The 17,156-nt window shown below is 33.8% G+C and carries 12 protein-coding genes; 6 read left to right on the forward strand and 6 right to left on the reverse strand.

Features of this window, described 5'->3' with window-relative positions:
• Nucleotides 1-237: 237 nt before the first annotated feature.
• On the reverse strand, nt 238-2,196 hold the full coding sequence (locus tag AB3211_RS03555; protein WP_410521615.1) for a transglycosylase SLT domain-containing protein: 1,959 nt from the start codon (nt 2,194-2,196) through the stop codon (nt 238-240).
• A 187-nt stretch (nt 2,197-2,383) separates the two neighbouring features.
• On the opposite strand from AB3211_RS03555, the gene fabD reads away from it, so the two are divergent.
• From fabD to AB3211_RS03575, 4 genes are all read left to right on the forward strand, one after another.
• Nucleotides 2,384-3,313 (forward strand): ACP S-malonyltransferase, encoded by a 930-nt coding sequence (gene fabD, locus AB3211_RS03560; protein WP_367364728.1) that lies wholly within the window; start codon nt 2,384-2,386, stop codon nt 3,311-3,313.
• Nucleotides 3,314-3,688: 375 nt separating this feature from the next.
• On the forward strand, nt 3,689-5,515 hold the full coding sequence (locus tag AB3211_RS03565) for a ribonucleoside-diphosphate reductase subunit alpha (protein ID WP_367364729.1): 1,827 nt from the start codon (nt 3,689-3,691) through the stop codon (nt 5,513-5,515).
• Between the two features lie 292 nt (nt 5,516-5,807).
• Nucleotides 5,808-6,836 carry an IS110 family transposase gene (locus AB3211_RS03570; RefSeq protein ID WP_367363657.1) on the forward strand — a complete coding sequence of 343 codons (1,029 nt, stop codon included), beginning with the start codon at nt 5,808-5,810 and terminating at the stop codon, nt 6,834-6,836.
• A 403-nt stretch (nt 6,837-7,239) separates the two neighbouring features.
• Nucleotides 7,240-8,229, forward strand: coding sequence for a ribonucleotide-diphosphate reductase subunit beta (locus tag AB3211_RS03575; RefSeq protein WP_367364730.1), 990 nt, complete (start codon nt 7,240-7,242; stop codon nt 8,227-8,229).
• On the opposite strand, the gene AB3211_RS03580 is transcribed toward AB3211_RS03575, so the two are convergent.
• From AB3211_RS03580 to efp, 5 genes are all read right to left on the reverse strand, one after another.
• Entirely contained in the window at nt 8,226-8,999 is a 774-nt protein-coding gene (locus AB3211_RS03580) for a hypothetical protein (protein ID WP_367364731.1), read from the reverse strand. The genes AB3211_RS03575 and AB3211_RS03580 overlap by 4 nt on opposite strands.
• A 490-nt stretch (nt 9,000-9,489) precedes the next feature.
• Complete coding sequence (locus tag AB3211_RS03585; RefSeq protein WP_341758792.1) at nt 9,490-10,185, reverse strand: metal ABC transporter ATP-binding protein; 696 nt, start codon at nt 10,183-10,185, stop codon at nt 9,490-9,492.
• A 217-nt stretch (nt 10,186-10,402) separates the two neighbouring features.
• A complete protein-coding gene (locus AB3211_RS03590; RefSeq protein WP_367364732.1) occupies nt 10,403-10,738 on the reverse strand; it encodes a DUF2610 domain-containing protein in 336 nt (111 codons plus the stop codon).
• A gap of 125 nt (nt 10,739-10,863) precedes the next feature.
• Nucleotides 10,864-11,619: an inositol monophosphatase family protein gene (locus tag AB3211_RS03595; RefSeq protein ID WP_367364733.1), complete on the reverse strand. Its 756-nt coding sequence runs from the start codon at nt 11,617-11,619 to the stop codon at nt 10,864-10,866.
• A gap of 161 nt (nt 11,620-11,780) precedes the next feature.
• Nucleotides 11,781-12,347: an elongation factor P gene (gene efp / locus AB3211_RS03600; protein ID WP_367364734.1), complete on the reverse strand. Its 567-nt coding sequence runs from the start codon at nt 12,345-12,347 to the stop codon at nt 11,781-11,783.
• Nucleotides 12,348-13,165: 818 nt separating this feature from the next.
• Between efp and clpB the strand changes: the two genes are divergently transcribed.
• Both clpB and odhB read left to right on the forward strand, forming a co-directional pair.
• The gene (gene clpB, locus AB3211_RS03605) at nt 13,166-15,742 is read left to right on the forward strand and encodes an ATP-dependent chaperone ClpB (RefSeq protein ID WP_367364735.1); all 2,577 of its coding nucleotides are present in this window, start codon (nt 13,166-13,168) and stop codon (nt 15,740-15,742) included.
• A 120-nt stretch (nt 15,743-15,862) separates the two neighbouring features.
• A complete protein-coding gene (gene odhB / locus AB3211_RS03610; protein ID WP_367364736.1) occupies nt 15,863-17,050 on the forward strand; it encodes a 2-oxoglutarate dehydrogenase complex dihydrolipoyllysine-residue succinyltransferase in 1,188 nt (395 codons plus the stop codon).
• Nucleotides 17,051-17,156: the final 106 nt, after the last annotated feature.

Genomic DNA, 17,156 nt, shown 5'->3' on the forward strand with positions numbered 1-17,156 from the left:
TTCGATATAAGAATTATTAATTCTTATATCGAGCTGGCTTTGTTATAAGGAAAAATGCACTCTTGAAGCGGCTGACGCGAGTGCATTTTAACTTTTTTCATCATTCAATATGTGATTTTAATTATTAAAATCACATATTGAATGGAGTGTTATATTTTAACAATCAGGTGGGCAGCCGCTTCAAACCTGATTGTTAAAATATAACACGAAAGTTCGATGTAACTTGTTACATCGAATTCAGGTTCTCTTATTATCTTTAGTCTTTAAAAGATCTTGTTTTAGCTTTAAGTTGCTGTTTTTATTAAGGATAGATCTATAAACTTGTAGATTTTCTAAGACACGTTGAGCATAATTTCTAGTTTCATAATATGGGATTAGTTCAATCCAATCAATTATTTGTCGTAAATCTTTTAAGTCTCGTGGATCACCAAACAGATTAATCCATCTTGTGATTCTACAAGGACCAGCATTATAAGCAGCAATGGCTAAAAGATAATTACCATTATATAGTTGTAAGTATTCTTTAAAATGATTAGTACCTAGCATAATGTTATATTTAGGGTCAGTAGTTAATTTTTTAATATGACATTTACAGCCAATAGATTTAGCCGTATCATAAGCAGCTGCATCTGTAAGCTGCATTAGACCCTTAGCTTTAGCTGTACTAATTGTATATTGATTAAAAACTGACTCCTGTCTTATAATACTGTATATTAAAGCTGGTTCTAGGGGGGTATTTTTTACTGCCTGAGTATAAGGGGTAGGGAAAGCATAATCCTTAATAAAAGTATGATGTTGACAAGCAGTTTTTGCTACCTCTACTGTATGATAAATATTGCCCTTTGTACTAATCATATCGGTAATTAATAAAACCTCAGACGGTTTTGATGATTTTTCAATAGCCGTTTTAGCATATAACAGAGCTAAATCATGCTTACCATATTTAATTAGATGTTTTATGGCTCTAATAATTTCACTATTTTCATTATTATGCTTAGTGGAGGTGGGCTTTTGTGGTAAAATAAAGTGCCGTTTGTTAAGTTCGATATTAGCTAACTGTCCATAAAAACTATGGGAATACTTGCTGGCCATATGATAAAATTTATTCGCTTGCTCTTTATCCCCTTTTGCTTCATAGGTTCTAGCTAGCCAATATTGCCCCCTTGATACGCTTAATGGCTTGGCTGCAACTTTCATAAATTTGTTAAAATGACTTAAAGCAATGTCCGGCTTATGCAAAAATCTAAGAGCAAGCCAACCACTAAGCCATTCTGCTTCTCTTACATGCTCAGGGTAGACAGTAAGAGGTATGCTAATTATTTTATAACTACTGACAAAATCTTTTTGGTCAATAAATTCTCTAGCGTAATAAGATTGTACACGAGCCCAATAGGCGGAATGTATTTTATCTTGCTTTACTTTTTTAAATAGAGCAATACTTTGACTGGTAGGAATCTCTTTTTTCTTGGAATCCAAATAGTTAAATAATAAAGCTGGGGTATAATATTTTTCTGATACTTGTTGAAAAAGTTTTTCACTAGTATTAGATTTACTTAGTATAGCAATTTGGGTAATAAAATTTTGTTTATAGCCATTACTGACATAATGCATATATTTTTTTGCACTACACGTATCCCCTGTCCATAAATATTCATCAATTTTTTTTACATGATCTTCTTCACACAATATATTTTTGAAATTACTCAAATAGTTGCTTTCTTCTGCTTGCGTGAAGACCCCATAAATCCAACCATTTTTTATAATCTTCGCTAATTTTTGTGGATCTTTTATTAATTTTTTACTGGCTAAAGCATAAAATTTATAGCCTAAAGCAGTAATTGGTTCGTTTCCACTAAACCAGTTTACAATTAAAGCTTGGTCTGTGTTATAGTTTAAATATTGTTCTGCCATCTCTTTTAGTTTATCGACTTGTGGCCAGTGGGGATTGTTTTGTATAAATTTTATTACCTCTTCAAAGCTATTTTTCTTATAATTCAGGTCTAAGAATCTTTGAGACATAATAATTTTGATTAAGGCTTTATCTTTTGAAGACTTTGCCATCTTTTCACAATCTTGCCATGTTTTCTTGTCTAGACATGTAAAAGTTTCTTTGACAGAGTCCAAGGCCATTGACTCTGATATTAGTAAATTTAGAATAATTAAAACTATTGACAGTATTGTTGGAATTCTCATAATCGGCAGTAGATAAATTAAATTATTATGGTATTATACTCGATGAAAATCAAGAATTGCGTTGTCGTCTTCAGGGATCGTAGGTAGCCACGTACTAAATGTACGCCTAGCACCTCGACCCTTTGACTCCGGCTACTATCATAATTTTGATTCTATCGTCTATCAACTCTTCATTTACGAGTAGTATATTATGAATAGAGCATTTGTCTTTCCAGGTCAAGGGTCACAAATAGTTGGTATGGGAAAAGAATTCTACGATAACTTTCAGGTGGCAAAAGAGACATTTGAAATGGTAGATGATACTCTCGAAAGAAAATTAAGTCATATTGTCTTTAATGGACCAAGTGAAGATTTAACTTTGACTATTAATGCTCAACCAGCACTAATGGCAGTGTCTATGGCAATATTGAATGTCATTAAACAACAAACCAATAGAAATATTACTAACCTGTGTTCATATGTTGCAGGTCATTCTTTAGGAGAATATAGTGCATTATGTGCAGCGGAAAGTATAGATATACAAGTAACTACCCAATTGCTAGCAATACGTAGTAAGTCTATGCAAGAGGCTTATCCAGTAGGTGAAGGTTCAATGGCGGCGTGTATAGCTATTCCTCTAGAAAAGCTTGAAGAGATCGTAAAAGAGTTTACCAACCTTGATATAGCCAACGATAATATAAACGGACAAATAGTCATCAGTGGTGAAGCTATAGCAGTGGAGCGGGTAATATCTATCGTAAAAGATTTGGGCTATAAAGCTATTAAATTGAATGTAAGTAGTCCTTTTCATTGTAGTTTGATGAAGCCAGCAGAAGAGCAAATGGCAAAGGCTTTAGACAAAGTAGTAATTAACAAACCGTTTGTTCCGGTAATACAAAACGTTACAGCCAAACCAACAACTAACCCTATAGAGATAAAACAAAACTTAATCTCACAGATTTGCGGTAGGGTGAGGTGGCGTCAAACCTTAAACGAATTGGAAAATCTAAAAATAGAACAAATAGTTGAAATTGGTGCAGGTAAGGTGCTAACTAATATGCTAAAAAAAACTGACCATAAATTTGATTTGATTAATGTTTCGAGTCTTGTAGAATTAGAAAAATTTTTAAAAATTGTGTGATTATGCTATTAGTGTTAAGACAAAAATCTGCTATATTCTCAATTTACCCCAATTTGGGATAAGAATTAAATAATTCTTATCCCAAATTCGGTGAAATTATAGATTGCTTCGTCGACCTACGGTCTCCTCGCAATGACGTTTTATAGACGTATATGTCATTGCGAGCGAACGTATGTGAGCGTGGCAATCCATTTTGCTAAAAACATGATTTTAATCTTTTAAAATCATATTTTTAGCTTTAGAAAGGTTTAAAATGTACTCGCAGAACCGCTTCAAGAGTACATTTTTCTTTATATCACAGCTAATTCGGGATAAGAATTATAATTCTTATCCCGAATTAGGGTAATTTAATTAAAACAATAAGATAATATAACAATGGCAACGCAAGCAAATACTAAATTTCCTATAAAAATTGATAAGAAACGAGATGATTTACTTACTAGTTTTGGCAAAGCAGTGCTAAAAGATAGATACTTACTAGCCGGAGAGGATTTTCAAGATTTATTTGCTAGAGTAGCTAGCTATTATGCTGATAATGCAGAGATAGCTCAGCAATTATATGAGTACATAAGCAAGTTGTGGTTTATGCCAGCTACCCCAGTTCTTAGTAATGGTGGAACTGACAGAGGGATGCCTATCTCTTGTTTTTTGAATGAAACAGATGATAGTTTAGAAGGTATTGTAGATCTTTGGACTGAGAATGTTTGGTTAGCCTCACGTGGTGGTGGTATAGGAAGCTATTGGGGCAATGTTCGTTCTATTAATGAGGCAATTAAAGGCAAAGGTACTTCTTCTGGCATTATTCCATTTATCAAGGTTGTGGATTCTATGACTTTAGCTATTTCTCAAGGGTCAATTAGACGTGGAAATGCTGCTATATATTTACCAATTGATCACCCTGAAATTGAGGAATTCATAGATTTAAGACGCCATACTGGTGGTGATACTAATCGTAAAGCTTTAAACATACATCACGGCATAGCTGTAACAGATGCATTTATGCAAGCAGTTGAGAGTGATGAAAATTTTCCATTAATCAGCCCTGCTACTAAAAAAGTTGTACGTGAAGTTAAGGCTAGAGATTTGTGGGTTAAGTTACTAACTACTAGAATAGAAACTGGAGAACCCTATATTTTATTTATTGATACTGTCAATAAATATATTCCGCAGCATCATAAAAAACTTGGGCTACAAGTAAAAACTTCTAATCTTTGTAGCGAGATTACCCTACCAACTGGCATTGATCATTTGGGTAAGGTTAGAACCGCTGTGTGTTGTTTGTCTTCTGTAAATTTAGAATATTTTGATGATTGGCAAAATGACCCCGAGTTTATTCCTACCGTAATGCGTTTTTTAGATAACGTACTTGAAGATTTTATCACTAAAGCACCTAGTACCATGGAGCGAGCTAAATATTCAGCAATGCGTGAACGTAGTGTAGGTTTAGGTGTTATGGGTTTTCACTCATTCCTACAATCAAAGGATGTACCAATAGAGTCGGTAATGGCAAAGGTTTGGAATAATCAAATATTTGAACATATTCATAAAGAAGTTGATAAAGCTTCAGTAGTTCTATCTGATGAACGTGGTGCTTGCCTCGATGCAGCTGAAGTAGGTATTAACGAACGGTTTAGTAATAAAACAGCTATTGCTCCTACGGCATCAATCTCTATTATTGCTGGCAATAGTTCACCTGGAATTGAACCATTTGCTGCTAATAGTTTTGTCCAAAAGACTCTTACTGGATCTTTTAATGTACGTAACAAATATTTAGAAAAGCTGTTAAGCACCAAAGGTTTTAATAATGAGCAGGTTTGGTCATCAATTGCAACTCATGAAGGCTCAGTTCAACATCTAACCTTTTTATCCAGCCATGAAAAAGATGTTTTTAGAACTGCTTATGAGATTGATCAAAATTGGCTTATTGATCTAGCAGCAGATAGGGTATCATATGTCTCGCAATCTCAATCTCTAAATGTTTTTTTAGCAGGTAATGTAAGTAAGATGTATTTAAATAATATCCATTTTAGAGCTTGGAAGAAAGGTGTTAAGAGTTTATATTATTGTAGATCAACCTCGATTCAAAGAGCCGATAAAGTATCACACGATGTCAAGAAAGTGGATTTTCAAGATATTGAACGAGATAATAAGAAAAAACAAGAAGACGTTGTGTCTTATGATGAATGTTTATCCTGTCAGTAATGAATATGGTAGTCTTGATGTCATTCCTAGCTAAAGGCATTGCTAGCGTGGATCATTAGTGTGTCACCCCTGCTTGGCTTTGCCCGCGTGGATCACTAGTATGTCATCCCTGCTTCGGTGCGGGATCTATATTACTTAATAGTCTTTCAGGCTTATTTTTTTTAGATTCCCGCCGTTGCTAAGAATGATGGTATGGACGAGTAAGTAAAAGAAACTTTACTTACTACCGTGATCACGAATATAATTCGGTCACATAATTATACTATTTAATAATTAAAAAGGAGTCCATACCATGAAAGATATTAACATACTAGGCATTGATTTAGCAAAAACAATTTTTCATATTGTTGCATTAAATAAAGATGGTGAAAAAATATTAGCTAAAAAATTACACAGAGAAGAATTTGAAGACTACATTTTAACAAACATTCCCAAGAATAGTTTATTGGTAATGGAAGCATGTGGCAGTTGTCATTATTGGAGCAATAAGTTTATGGAATCAGGTTTTACAGTAAAATTACTTAAACCATGTGATGTAAAAGCTTTTGCAAAAACTCGGCAAAAAAATGATACAAATGATGCTTTGGCAATAGCAAGAGCAGGAAAAGATCCGGAGTTAAAATCGGTTCGTATAAAAAATATATCACAACAAGAGATTAGTTGGTTACATAAACGTCGGCAACATATTATTAGACAAAGAGTACAATATAGTAATGGTTTAATGAGTGATTTACTTGAATTTGGTTATTACATAAAAATGAGTAAATCTAAATTTGCCCGTGAGGCATTAAATATAGTAGAAGATGCCAAAAATGCTGGTGTGATTTCAGAGAGAATGTATAAGGAAATGAAGGTAATAGCTGAAGAAATTGCTACGTTATTAATACAAGAATCAGCAATAGATAAACAGCTAATAGCAATAAATAAAGAATCTGAAACAGCTACTTTATTAAAAACAATACCAGGTATTGGAGAAATTAATGCTAATATACTAAGCATAGCAGCTTATGAAAATTATGATGATTGTCGAAGTTTTGCTGCAAGTTTGGGATTAGTGCCTAAGCAAAATAGCACAGGTGGTAAAACAAGTCTTGGATCTATCACTAAGAAAGGAGATAGATATGTTAGAACTATGCTGATACAAGGAGCAAGGTCTATTGCAATCAGAGCAAAAATACAAAAGGACCCCACTGATCATTTAGTGCTATGGGCAAAAAAATTGTTGGGAAGGATGAGCTTTAATAAGGCTGCTGTGGCAATAGCAAACAAATTAGCTAGAATAGCGTATGTATGTGTTACAAGAAAATGTGCATATGCTTGATAGTTGGTGGTGTATATAGATTTATCTGTATTTTATCTATATAAAAGAAGAAGTAAGTAAATAGGATTTAAGAGGTACGATATAAGCGAAAGTGATTGGAGATAATAAATGGGCATTCCAAAAACAAGTCCGAGATTTTATGTCAAGGCTCTAGAAGCCGTAAGAATGAGTGGATAACTCCAAGGATTGCGTGGAATGCGAAAACTATTATGGCACTAGATGCCGAATATATGACAGCTTATTTTTTTATTACTCCCGCATCATTTTTCTTATTGACTTACTTACTCGTCCATATATGACATACTAGTGATCCACGCGGGAATGACATTACCTTCACAGGAAGGAAGAATTATTCTTATATCAAACTCAGGTTAATTTAGTATACTTAAAAAGGAAATATAACATGTCTTTACTTAATGCCAGTCCAATCTACAAACCATTTTCTTATCCATGGGCTTATGAAGCATGGCATATTCAACAACGAATTCATTGGTTACCAGAGGAAGTGCCGCTAGCTGATGATCTAAAAGATTGGAAATATAATTTAAGTCCAGGAGAAAAACATTTATTAACTCAAATATTTCGTTTCTTTACTCAAGCTGATATTGAAGTGAATAATTGTTATATGAAACATTATTCTAGGGTATTTAAGCCAACGGAAGTGTTGATGATGTTATCGGCGTTTTCTAATATGGAAACAATTCATATTGCTGCTTATTCCCATTTGCTTGACACTGTAGGTATGCCAGAAACTGAATATTCAGCATTTCTTAAGTATAAAGAAATGAAAGATAAATATGACTATATGCAGCGTTTCGGTGTAGAAACGAAAGAAGATATCGCCACGACTTTAGCAGTATTTGGGGCATTTACTGAAGGATTACAACTATTTGCTTCATTTGCCATTTTACTTAATTTTCCTCGTTTTAATAAAATGAAAGGTATGGGGCAAATTATTAGTTGGTCAGTAAGGGATGAGACGTTACATACTGATTCTATCATTATGTTATTTAAAACTTTTATTAGAGAAAACCCTGAGGTATGGACTGAGGAGGTTCGTAGCCGTCTTTATGAGGCGTGTGCGACTATTGTGCATTTTGAAGATGCCTTTATTGAACTAGCATTTGAAGTTGGTGGTATTGAGGGGTTAACAGCTAGAGACGTAATGAAATATATTCGTTATATTGCCGATCGCAGATTAATGCAACTTGGGCTTAAAGAGATTTATTTAATTGATACTAATCCATTACCTTGGCTTGATGAAATCTTAAACGGTGCTGAACATACTAATTTCTTTGAAGGAAGGGTGACCGAATATACCAAAGCTGCAACTACTGGATCGTGGGAAGATGTATTTGCTGAGATGGATGGTAGGAAGAGTGGTACGACTTAATGTGTTCTTCCTGGATTATTATTAGGTTTTATACTAATGCGTGATACGTGGTCTACCATATGGGGAGTCTGTGTTGGGACTTTAGCTTTAGGTAAAATCTTTTTTTTCTGAGGTGGATTGTTAATTGTTGTGTCAAAATCGCTAAATAAACTTGTCTGCGTTTGAGGATTTATTTTATTTTTAGCAGGATCACCAGTAATAACGTTTTTTATATAAGACAGGATGAATCGACCGCAATTTATATTATCAGCTATTTTTTGATGACCTAGATATGATGATTTAAAGGTAACTCTATCTTTTCCAAATGTTTCTTCTAGTGAATCTCTAATTGGTTTTAGTGGGTAAAAACGGCTAAGCCATCCTTTGGAATCATGATGATGAGATGTTATATTTCCATCTTTATCTTTATTCAGTTCTAAATATGTAAAATGTCTCCTTGTTAGCAATCCAAGAAAATATTTGTTAGACTGACACATAGGAATTATTGCTTGCTTCCAATTAGGATCTTGGTTTAGTACTCCAAGTGTATCCTTTAATGGGGCTGCAGTTGTTGTAAGCGAATTGCCTTTTTGAGCATCATGAGATGGGGCAGTGATATAATTATTGTCCTTTTTAAGATAATAATTAATTTTATTCTCAGGATTCCCCGGATTTTCATACGTCTCTGTTGATAGTTTATATTCTTGGCTTCTAGTTAAATCTTTCAAGACATTATATATCTGAGCAGGCTTATATGCCATATATGGCTCAATGTCTTTCCGATCTTTCATTTCATATCCTATAATATCTTATGATATATATTAGTGGTAAATAAAATAATAGTATACTAAAATGACTGCAAAAAATAGATGTTTTTAACATTAGTAATAAACCTCAGTTCGATATAAGAATTATTAATTCTTATATCGAACTGAGGTTACTTCTACCAATTCTTCATTTTATGGATAGCGTTCATCCTCAGTATTAAACAAAAGCACGTTGTGGTTGGATAAGAAAGAATCAAAATAAAACTTTACCAACATTTAATGATTGGAAAAGGAAACATTTAATAGGAGCGATTAATTTATCTGATTTGCAATTAGTTAGCACAGATAATCCTAAGGTAAACGGTGATTATATAATCAATTTTCTATAAAAATTAGAAGCAGAAAATCCTAATAAAGAGAAGATATAGTTGACCTTCGTCCATCAACTATTGAAATCATAGCAGTATACTAGTGGTTTACGCGGGCAATGCCTAAGTGAGGTTGCCAAAAAGATCTAATGTTTATGGTCATGATGATGGACATAAAAACCAATTGATGACAAGGTGTTTAGGAAGTCTTGGTTCTGTGCTAAATCGTTAGGTTTACCGCTACAACATATATGTCCATTCAAACATATAACTTGGTCAGAATTTTTCATCACAGTAAATAAGTCATGTGATATCATAAAAATCGTAATATTGAGACGTTTTTTTATTTGATTAATAATCCGATAAAATTCTTGCTGACTAGTAACATCTAATGATTGAGTTGGTTCATCTAAAATGATTAGATCAGGATTGTTGAGTAAGGTAGCAGTCAGAATTAGCTTCTGAAATTGACCACCAGAAAGTTCTGAAATATCATGATGTTTATAATTATCAAAATCAATAAAATTACCCCATTCTTGCCAATCATTGCGAGTAGCATTTGAGGCTAATAAATACAAAAAATTTTCAGCTGTAATTGGTAAGTCTGAAGCAAAATCTAGTCTCTGCGGTACATAGCCAATTTTTAGATGTGGGTGAATTGTTATATTACCAGATGAGGCACTGTCTAATCCCAAGATTAATCTAGCTATTGTTGTTTTTCCAGCACCATTTGGACCGATTAAAGTCGTAACCTCGCCTTTTTTAACGGTAAAATTAATATTAGTAAGGGGTAACTTTTTGCCAAATTGTTTAGATACATTACTGAATTTTATTAATGTAATATCTTCTGATATAGACACAACCACCTGATCAAAATTATTATTGTGTGTCAATTATGATAACTAACTAACCTCAGTTTTATGTAAGACATAGGTTTAATCTCCTAGATGTCATCCATGCGAAAGCAGGGATCTTAAAAAATAACCAAGAATACTATTAGATATTTTAGACCCCGCACCGAAGTAGGGGTGACATCAAGCCAGTTACATCGAACTCAGGTTAACTAGCAGTGTCACCGTTAACATCATTATTACCATCTTGGTCGTCATTATCACTTTCTGATTCTTCACTTTTTTCAGATTTATCCTCCTCCTCTTGTGCAGAACCAAGAGCATACACACACAATTCTTCCAGCAGAACATTATTCTTATTAGCCAGTTCTTGCAGTTTAGTTATCGCATCCATGACCTCAGCTGGTATTTTCCCACCACGTTGCTTTGATAACCAGTCATCCTGAAAATGCAAGGGATGATGCCCCGGCTCAGGTTGCCCTACATATATGGTAAATGGTGCCATTTGTCCACCAAAATCACAATTAACACTAAACTTTTTCATAACATAACATTAAATTATTAGAATAATATTAGGGATTTCAAGATTTAATCCTAAAAAACTTATCCCTAACAAAATTGTATATGATCTAACAAAAAAATAAAAGTAAAAAATTTTGGCGACAGAACTTAATTACTCAATGACGTTTTTTCAAGTAATAGATGTTTAAATTTCTCGGAAAGTTCATAATTAGTAGCAACAAACGTTTTGTCATTATTTATTATTGCTCCACCTGATTCTCGGACAATTAAATCAAAGCTAGCTTTTAAAGTGTAATTTAATGATGAAAAATAAACAGCATCAATCTTACCAGCTGCAAGTAATAGCATTCCATAACAATGAGAACCAAAAACCCTAGCATTTTTCAAAAAAACTGGGTTTATGTTAAGATCGTCAGTAGAAATTAGAAAATTATCAAAACTAGAACAAGCAGAAACCCTTAATCTACCACTATTATTAGTGGTATTATTTCCTACCCATACCCCTCTTCCCTTCTCAACATAATAAATCTCATCAAGAGCTGGAAAGTTTATCACAGTACAAACCGTGGTTAAAATTTTATTAATCTTTTTTAAACACGTTATAGATACAGCAAAAAATGGTATACTTTTCTCTAAATTACTCAAACTATCAAGCGGATTTATTAATAAAACCATCTCAGAAGCGTTATCCAATTCGAACTTATCCTCTGGAAAAAATAAAGAACTTGTATATTTTTGCAACTCATTACGTAATAAGTCTTGTGTTTTAACATAAGACTTATTGCAGAAATCATAGTTTCCCTTGTTAGATCTTTGAAGCATTTCCAGCTCCAAAAAATCTCTCTGCAGAAACTTAACAGCTTTACATGATGCAGTAATAAGTAAGTTAGTTATAGGCTGCATAAGCTATATATGATTTCAAGGGTTGATGATAGACGATAGTATAACTTCAAGAAGAGCTAGGCAGTAGCAAAGTCGAGCGGCGTAGCGTATATGAGTAACGGAGCAGCTTCGATCTCTAGGTCGCGGGAACGCTAATTCTTGAAGTTCTACCTGAGTATATATTACTTTGCTCTCTCAACAAAGCTTATATCTTCAATTTTTACAACTATTTTCTCTCCGGTAACTAAATAAGGCGGTATCATTACCTTTACTCCATTGGTTAAAATGGCTGGTTTATAAGAAGATGTTACCGTAGAGCCTTTAATTACAGGATCAGTTTGCATAATTTCAGCAATAACGGTTTGCGGTAATTCAGCATTTAAAGCTTTTTCTTCATAAAACTGTACCTTGAGTACCATATTATCCTCAAGAAATGGCAAACATTCGCCAAGAATTGCCTTATTAATTAAAATCTGCTCAAATGTCTCATTATCCATTAACACGAGATCATCACCTTCAAAATATAGGAATTGTAAATCCTTATTCTCAAGCTGTGCTTTTTCAACGTAATCGGATGAATTAAAACGCTCATTAAGTTTTGTACCAGTTTTTAAATTTTTCATCTCTACTTGCACATAAGCCCCACCTTTACCAGGTTTGGTATGTTCAGGTGTTTTGCTTACAACCCATAAATCATCATTATACACTATAATGTTACCAGCCCTAATAGCATTTGCTGAAATTTTCATATTATTATCACTTATTTAAAATAATTATTTTGTATATTTGTTCAAGCTGGTTATTAACACCTTTCTAGGTCTATTTTATCATTTTTATCGATAAAGGTCAAATGTATACTACTCGTAAATGAAGAGTTGATAGACGATAGAATCAAAATTATGAAGTGCTAGGAGTTGAAGGGTAGAAGTGCTAGGCGTACATTTAGTACGTGGCTACCTACGATCCACAACTGTCGAAAGTTCGAAGGGGATCATATTTTCAGCTCCACCAAGTTTGGATTACCGCCACAAAAAAGTACAAAATCTTATACTATTTGGTGTTGAATTCTTTAACTAGATAAACTAATAGTTGTTGAGTCAAATATATTAAATTTTTGTTTATCATTTCCTGCAAATTTATTGTTATAACCTCAGTTCGATATAAGAATTATTAATTCTTATATCGAACTGAGGTTATTTTACTTATTAAAATCTTCTAAAACCACCTATACCTTCTAACTTTCGACAGTTGTGGGTTGAAAGCCTTCCCGCCTACGCGGGAAGGCTTTGCCTTGAGCTAGTTTATAACATCGTTTTCATGACTCAAATATTTTCGGGTTTAGCTATAGCCCCTTGTATTATTATTAACCATTAATTATATAAAATACTTAGTGGGGTCAAATATTATGATATATTCTAACCTTAATGCGATGTAACAAGTTAATACTAGGCTCAAGTAATCATCGCCATTAGGGGTGATGTCATCAACTATGATTTAAAAAAAAGAGAATAATAATTATTCTTACATCGATATTTGAGGTTAATTTAAAATTTATAAGGTTATTGAAATGAATATGGATAAATTTACTACACATGCAAAATCTGTCATCTCTAATGCCCAAAGCTTAGCAGCAAAAAATGATCATCAGCAACTATTGCCATTACATATACTGGCGAGTTTGTTAAATGATGATAGCGGCATTATTACTAACCTCATTAATATTTTGGGTAGTAGCTTAGAGGATTTAAATAAAGCTGTAACTATAGAATTAAACAAAATCCCAAAAGTACAAATTGAGGGAGGAGGACAGCTTTATTTATCATCGGAAAGCTTAAAATTACTTAATAAAGCCTCAGATATTGCTAAGGATAATGCTGATAGTTTTATCACTATTGAGCGAGTTTTTGAAGCATTATCGTATGACCAAACATCTGCTGGTAAAATTTTATTGGATAATTCAATAACTAGTAAAAAAATAAACGCCGCAATTCTGCAGTTAAGAAAAGGTAAGAAAGCAGATAGCGAATCTTCTGAAAGTAGTTACGATGCCTTAAAGAAATATGGTAGAGATGTCACGCGGCTAGCAGAACTTGGTAAACTTGATCCAATAATTGGCAGAGATGAGGAAATTAGAAGAACAGTACAAGTTTTATCAAGAAGAATGAAGAATAATCCAGTGCTGATAGGAGAGCCAGGGGTTGGTAAAACAGCCATAATAGAGGGGTTAGCTCAAAGAATCTTTAGCCAAGACATTCCAGAAACGCTAGTAAATTGCCGTATCATTGAACTTGATATGGGAGCTTTAATTGCTGGGGCTAAATATCGCGGAGAATTTGAAGAACGACTAAAAGCGGTATTAAACGAGATTAAAGAATCTGGAGGGGAAATCATTTTATTTATTGATGAACTACATCTTTTAGTAGGAACTGGCAAAACAGATGGGGCTATGGATGCATCAAATTTACTAAAGCCCATGCTTGCTAGAGGGGAACTCCATTGTATTGGTGCTACTACTTTAGATGAATACCGTAAATATATTGAAAAAGATGCAGCTCTTGCTAGAAGGTTTCAGGCAGTTTACGTTAGTGAGCCAACAGTAGAAGATACTATATCAATTTTACGTGGTATTAAGGACAAATACGAATTACATCATGGTGTAAGAATTGCTGATAGTGCTATAGTTGCTGCCAGCACTTTATCCAATAGATATATTACTGATCGTTACTTACCAGATAAAGCCATTGACTTAATCGATGAAGCATGTAGTCGATTAAAAATAGAATTATCTAGTAAACCAGAAGAATTGGATGAACTTGATCGCCGTATTATTCAAATAAAGATTGAACTAGCAGCTCTAAAAAAAGAAAATGATGAACATTCAAAAAAGAAAATTATCCTCTTAACCGATGAATTAGAAAAACTTGAATCTCTTTCTTATGATATGAGTGCTAGCTGGCAAGCTGAAAAATCCAAAATACATATTGAGCAAAAATTAAAAGAGGAACTAGAAAAAGCTAGAGCAGAACTTGAACGAGCAGAAAGAAGTAGCGATCTTGCACGGGCTAGTGAGCTAAAATATGGTGTTATTCCTGATTTGACTAAGAAACTACAACAAGCAATGGAAGGAGGAGATAACAAACTATCAAAAGAAGTTGTATCGGAAAACGATATAGCTATAATCATATCTAGAATTACTGGTATACCGATTGATACAATGCTATCAAGCGAACGTGAAAAACTACTAGCTATGGAAGATAAACTTCGCAGGTCAGTGATCGGTCAAGATGAAGCTATAAAAGGAATCAGTGATGCCGTACGCCGTTCTCGTGCTGGTTTGCAAGATATTAACAGACCACTTGGGTCATTTTTATTTTTAGGCCCAACTGGTGTTGGGAAAACTGAACTAACCAAAGCTTTAGCACTTTTTTTATTTAATGATCGTAACGCTATTCTCAGAGTTGATATGTCTGAATATATGGAGAAACACTCCATATCACGTTTGATTGGCTCACCTCCAGGATATGTTGGTTATGAGCAGGGAGGCATTTTAACAGAAGCAGTGCGTAGGAGACCTTATCAAGTTATTTTATTTGATGAAGTAGAAAAGGCTCATTCAGATATTTTTAACATCATGCTGCAGATTTTAGATGAAGGACGACTAACCGATAGTCAAGGGATAACCGTTGATTTTAAAAATACCATTATTGTTCTTACTTCTAACCTTGGAGCTGAAATACTTATTAATCAACGAGAAGAAGATGACCAACATAAAATCAAAGAACAAGTAATGGAATATGTACGAGCCGTATTTAAACCTGAATTCTTAAATAGGCTAGATGAGATTATTCTATTCCATAAACTAAATCGTGCCAACATACATGATATTGTTAAAATACAACTGGATAATCTAAAAAAAATTCTTTTGCAACAAAATATTATATTGGAATTTGATGAATCAGCTATAAATTACCTTGCTGATAAGGGTTATGACTCAATGTTTGGTGCTAGACCATTAAAGAGAGTTATTCAACGAGAACTACAGAATCATTTTGCCAAAATGATTCTTTCGAGTAGTATTATGAGCGGTGATACGGTAAACATAAAATCAACTGGTAGTGAACTAGTTATTAATAAAGTAACCTGAGAAGATTTTGCCATAGTGAATGGTGACATCTGAAGGTGCAGGGACACCCTAGGCTATTAAACCGATGTTTTACATCGAATTGAGTTTATAATAGAATATAATTAGGAGAATAAAATAATTATGAGTATTGAAATTATAGTTCCATCTCTTGGAGAGTCTGTATCAGAAGCGGCTATTGCTAAATGGCATAAAAAACAAGGAGATGCGGTAAAAGTGGATGAGCTACTTTTAGAACTTGAGACAGAGAAAGTTACGTTAGAAGTAAATGCACTTTCCTCTGGTGTAATAAGCAAAATACTTAAGAATGAGGGCGATACAGTATATGTGGGTGAGAGCGTAGGACAAATCACCGAAGGAGAAGCTTCTAGTGTAGCTTCACCTAGTACACTAGACAAAGAGATAAAACAGCAACCTGCAAGTACCAACAAGGTTGATGTTCCGCCCTCGGTGCAAAGATTAGTGAGTGAAAATAAACTGCAATTAGCTGACATAAAAGGTACTGGTCGAGAAGGCAGAGTGACCAAGGGAGATGTACTAGAGTTCATAAATACCCCGCCTGCAAAAGAAACAGAATTACCTGTTATAGCTAATGTTGTACGTACAAATGAAGGGATGGTTGAGCGTGTTAAAATGTCACGTCTTCGTAAAACTATAGCGGATCGTTTAAAACAATCACAAAATACTGCAGCTATTCTAACTACTTTTAATGAAATTGATATGTTGAAAGTTATTAATTTGCGTATGCAGTATCGTGAAGAGTTTGAGAAGAAGCATAAGGTTAAGCTGGGATTTATGTCATTTTTTGTAAAAGCTACTATTGAAGCTCTTAAAGCAGTTCCATCGGTAAACGCCGAGATAGAAGGGGATGAGATTCTGTATAAGAATTATTATGATATTGGTGTTGCAGTAGGGACAGAGCAGGGTCTAGTAGTGCCAATAGTTAGGCAGGCTGACAAATTGAGTTTTGCTAAGGTTGAGAAAGAAATTGCTGGTTTGGGTAAAAAGGCTAGAGAAGGAAAATTATCTATGTCTGATTTGTCAGGTGGAACATTTACCATTTCAAATGGTGGTGTTTATGGATCACTATTATCAACTCCGATTATTAACCCTCCTCAATCAGGTATTTTAGGTCTTCACAAGACCGAAGAAAGAGCAGTAGTGGTTAATGGTAAGATAGAAATACGTCCCATGATGTACGTTGCTTTATCTTATGATCATCGTATTATTGATGGTAAAGAAGCAGTTACTTTTCTTGTAAAAATAAAAGAATTGATTGAGAATCCTGAGAAATTGTTATTAAATCTTTAATATACTCGAATGATTTGGAGAATTTGGATTTGAAAATGAGGGGCGAGTAAGCGGAATGTACATTTAGTACATGAGTACGCGAGTTCCTGATATTTTCAAAAAACAA

It is taken from the genome of Candidatus Tisiphia endosymbiont of Nedyus quadrimaculatus (genome assembly GCF_964059235.1).
GTDB lineage: Bacteria > Pseudomonadota > Alphaproteobacteria > Rickettsiales > Rickettsiaceae > Tisiphia.

Excerpts from the sequence above, each read along its gene's own strand:
- AB3211_RS03595 (WP_367364733.1), bottom strand. The coding sequence starts at position 11,619 with ATGCAGCCTATAACTAACTTACTTATTACTGCATCATGTAAAGCTGTT.
- clpB (WP_367364735.1), top strand. The coding sequence starts at position 13,166 with ATGAATATGGATAAATTTACTACACATGCAAAATCTGTCATCTCTAAT.
- odhB (WP_367364736.1), top strand. The coding sequence starts at position 15,863 with ATGAGTATTGAAATTATAGTTCCATCTCTTGGAGAGTCTGTATCAGAA.
- AB3211_RS03575 (WP_367364730.1), top strand. The coding sequence starts at position 7,240 with ATGTCTTTACTTAATGCCAGTCCAATCTACAAACCATTTTCTTATCCA.
- efp (WP_367364734.1), bottom strand. The coding sequence starts at position 12,347 with ATGAAAATTTCAGCAAATGCTATTAGGGCTGGTAACATTATAGTGTAT.
- AB3211_RS03590 (WP_367364732.1), bottom strand. The coding sequence starts at position 10,738 with ATGAAAAAGTTTAGTGTTAATTGTGATTTTGGTGGACAAATGGCACCA.
- AB3211_RS03565 (WP_367364729.1), top strand. The coding sequence starts at position 3,689 with ATGGCAACGCAAGCAAATACTAAATTTCCTATAAAAATTGATAAGAAA.
- AB3211_RS03570 (WP_367363657.1), top strand. The coding sequence starts at position 5,808 with ATGAAAGATATTAACATACTAGGCATTGATTTAGCAAAAACAATTTTT.
- fabD (WP_367364728.1), top strand. The coding sequence starts at position 2,384 with ATGAATAGAGCATTTGTCTTTCCAGGTCAAGGGTCACAAATAGTTGGT.
- AB3211_RS03580 (WP_367364731.1), bottom strand. The coding sequence starts at position 8,999 with ATGAAAGATCGGAAAGACATTGAGCCATATATGGCATATAAGCCTGCT.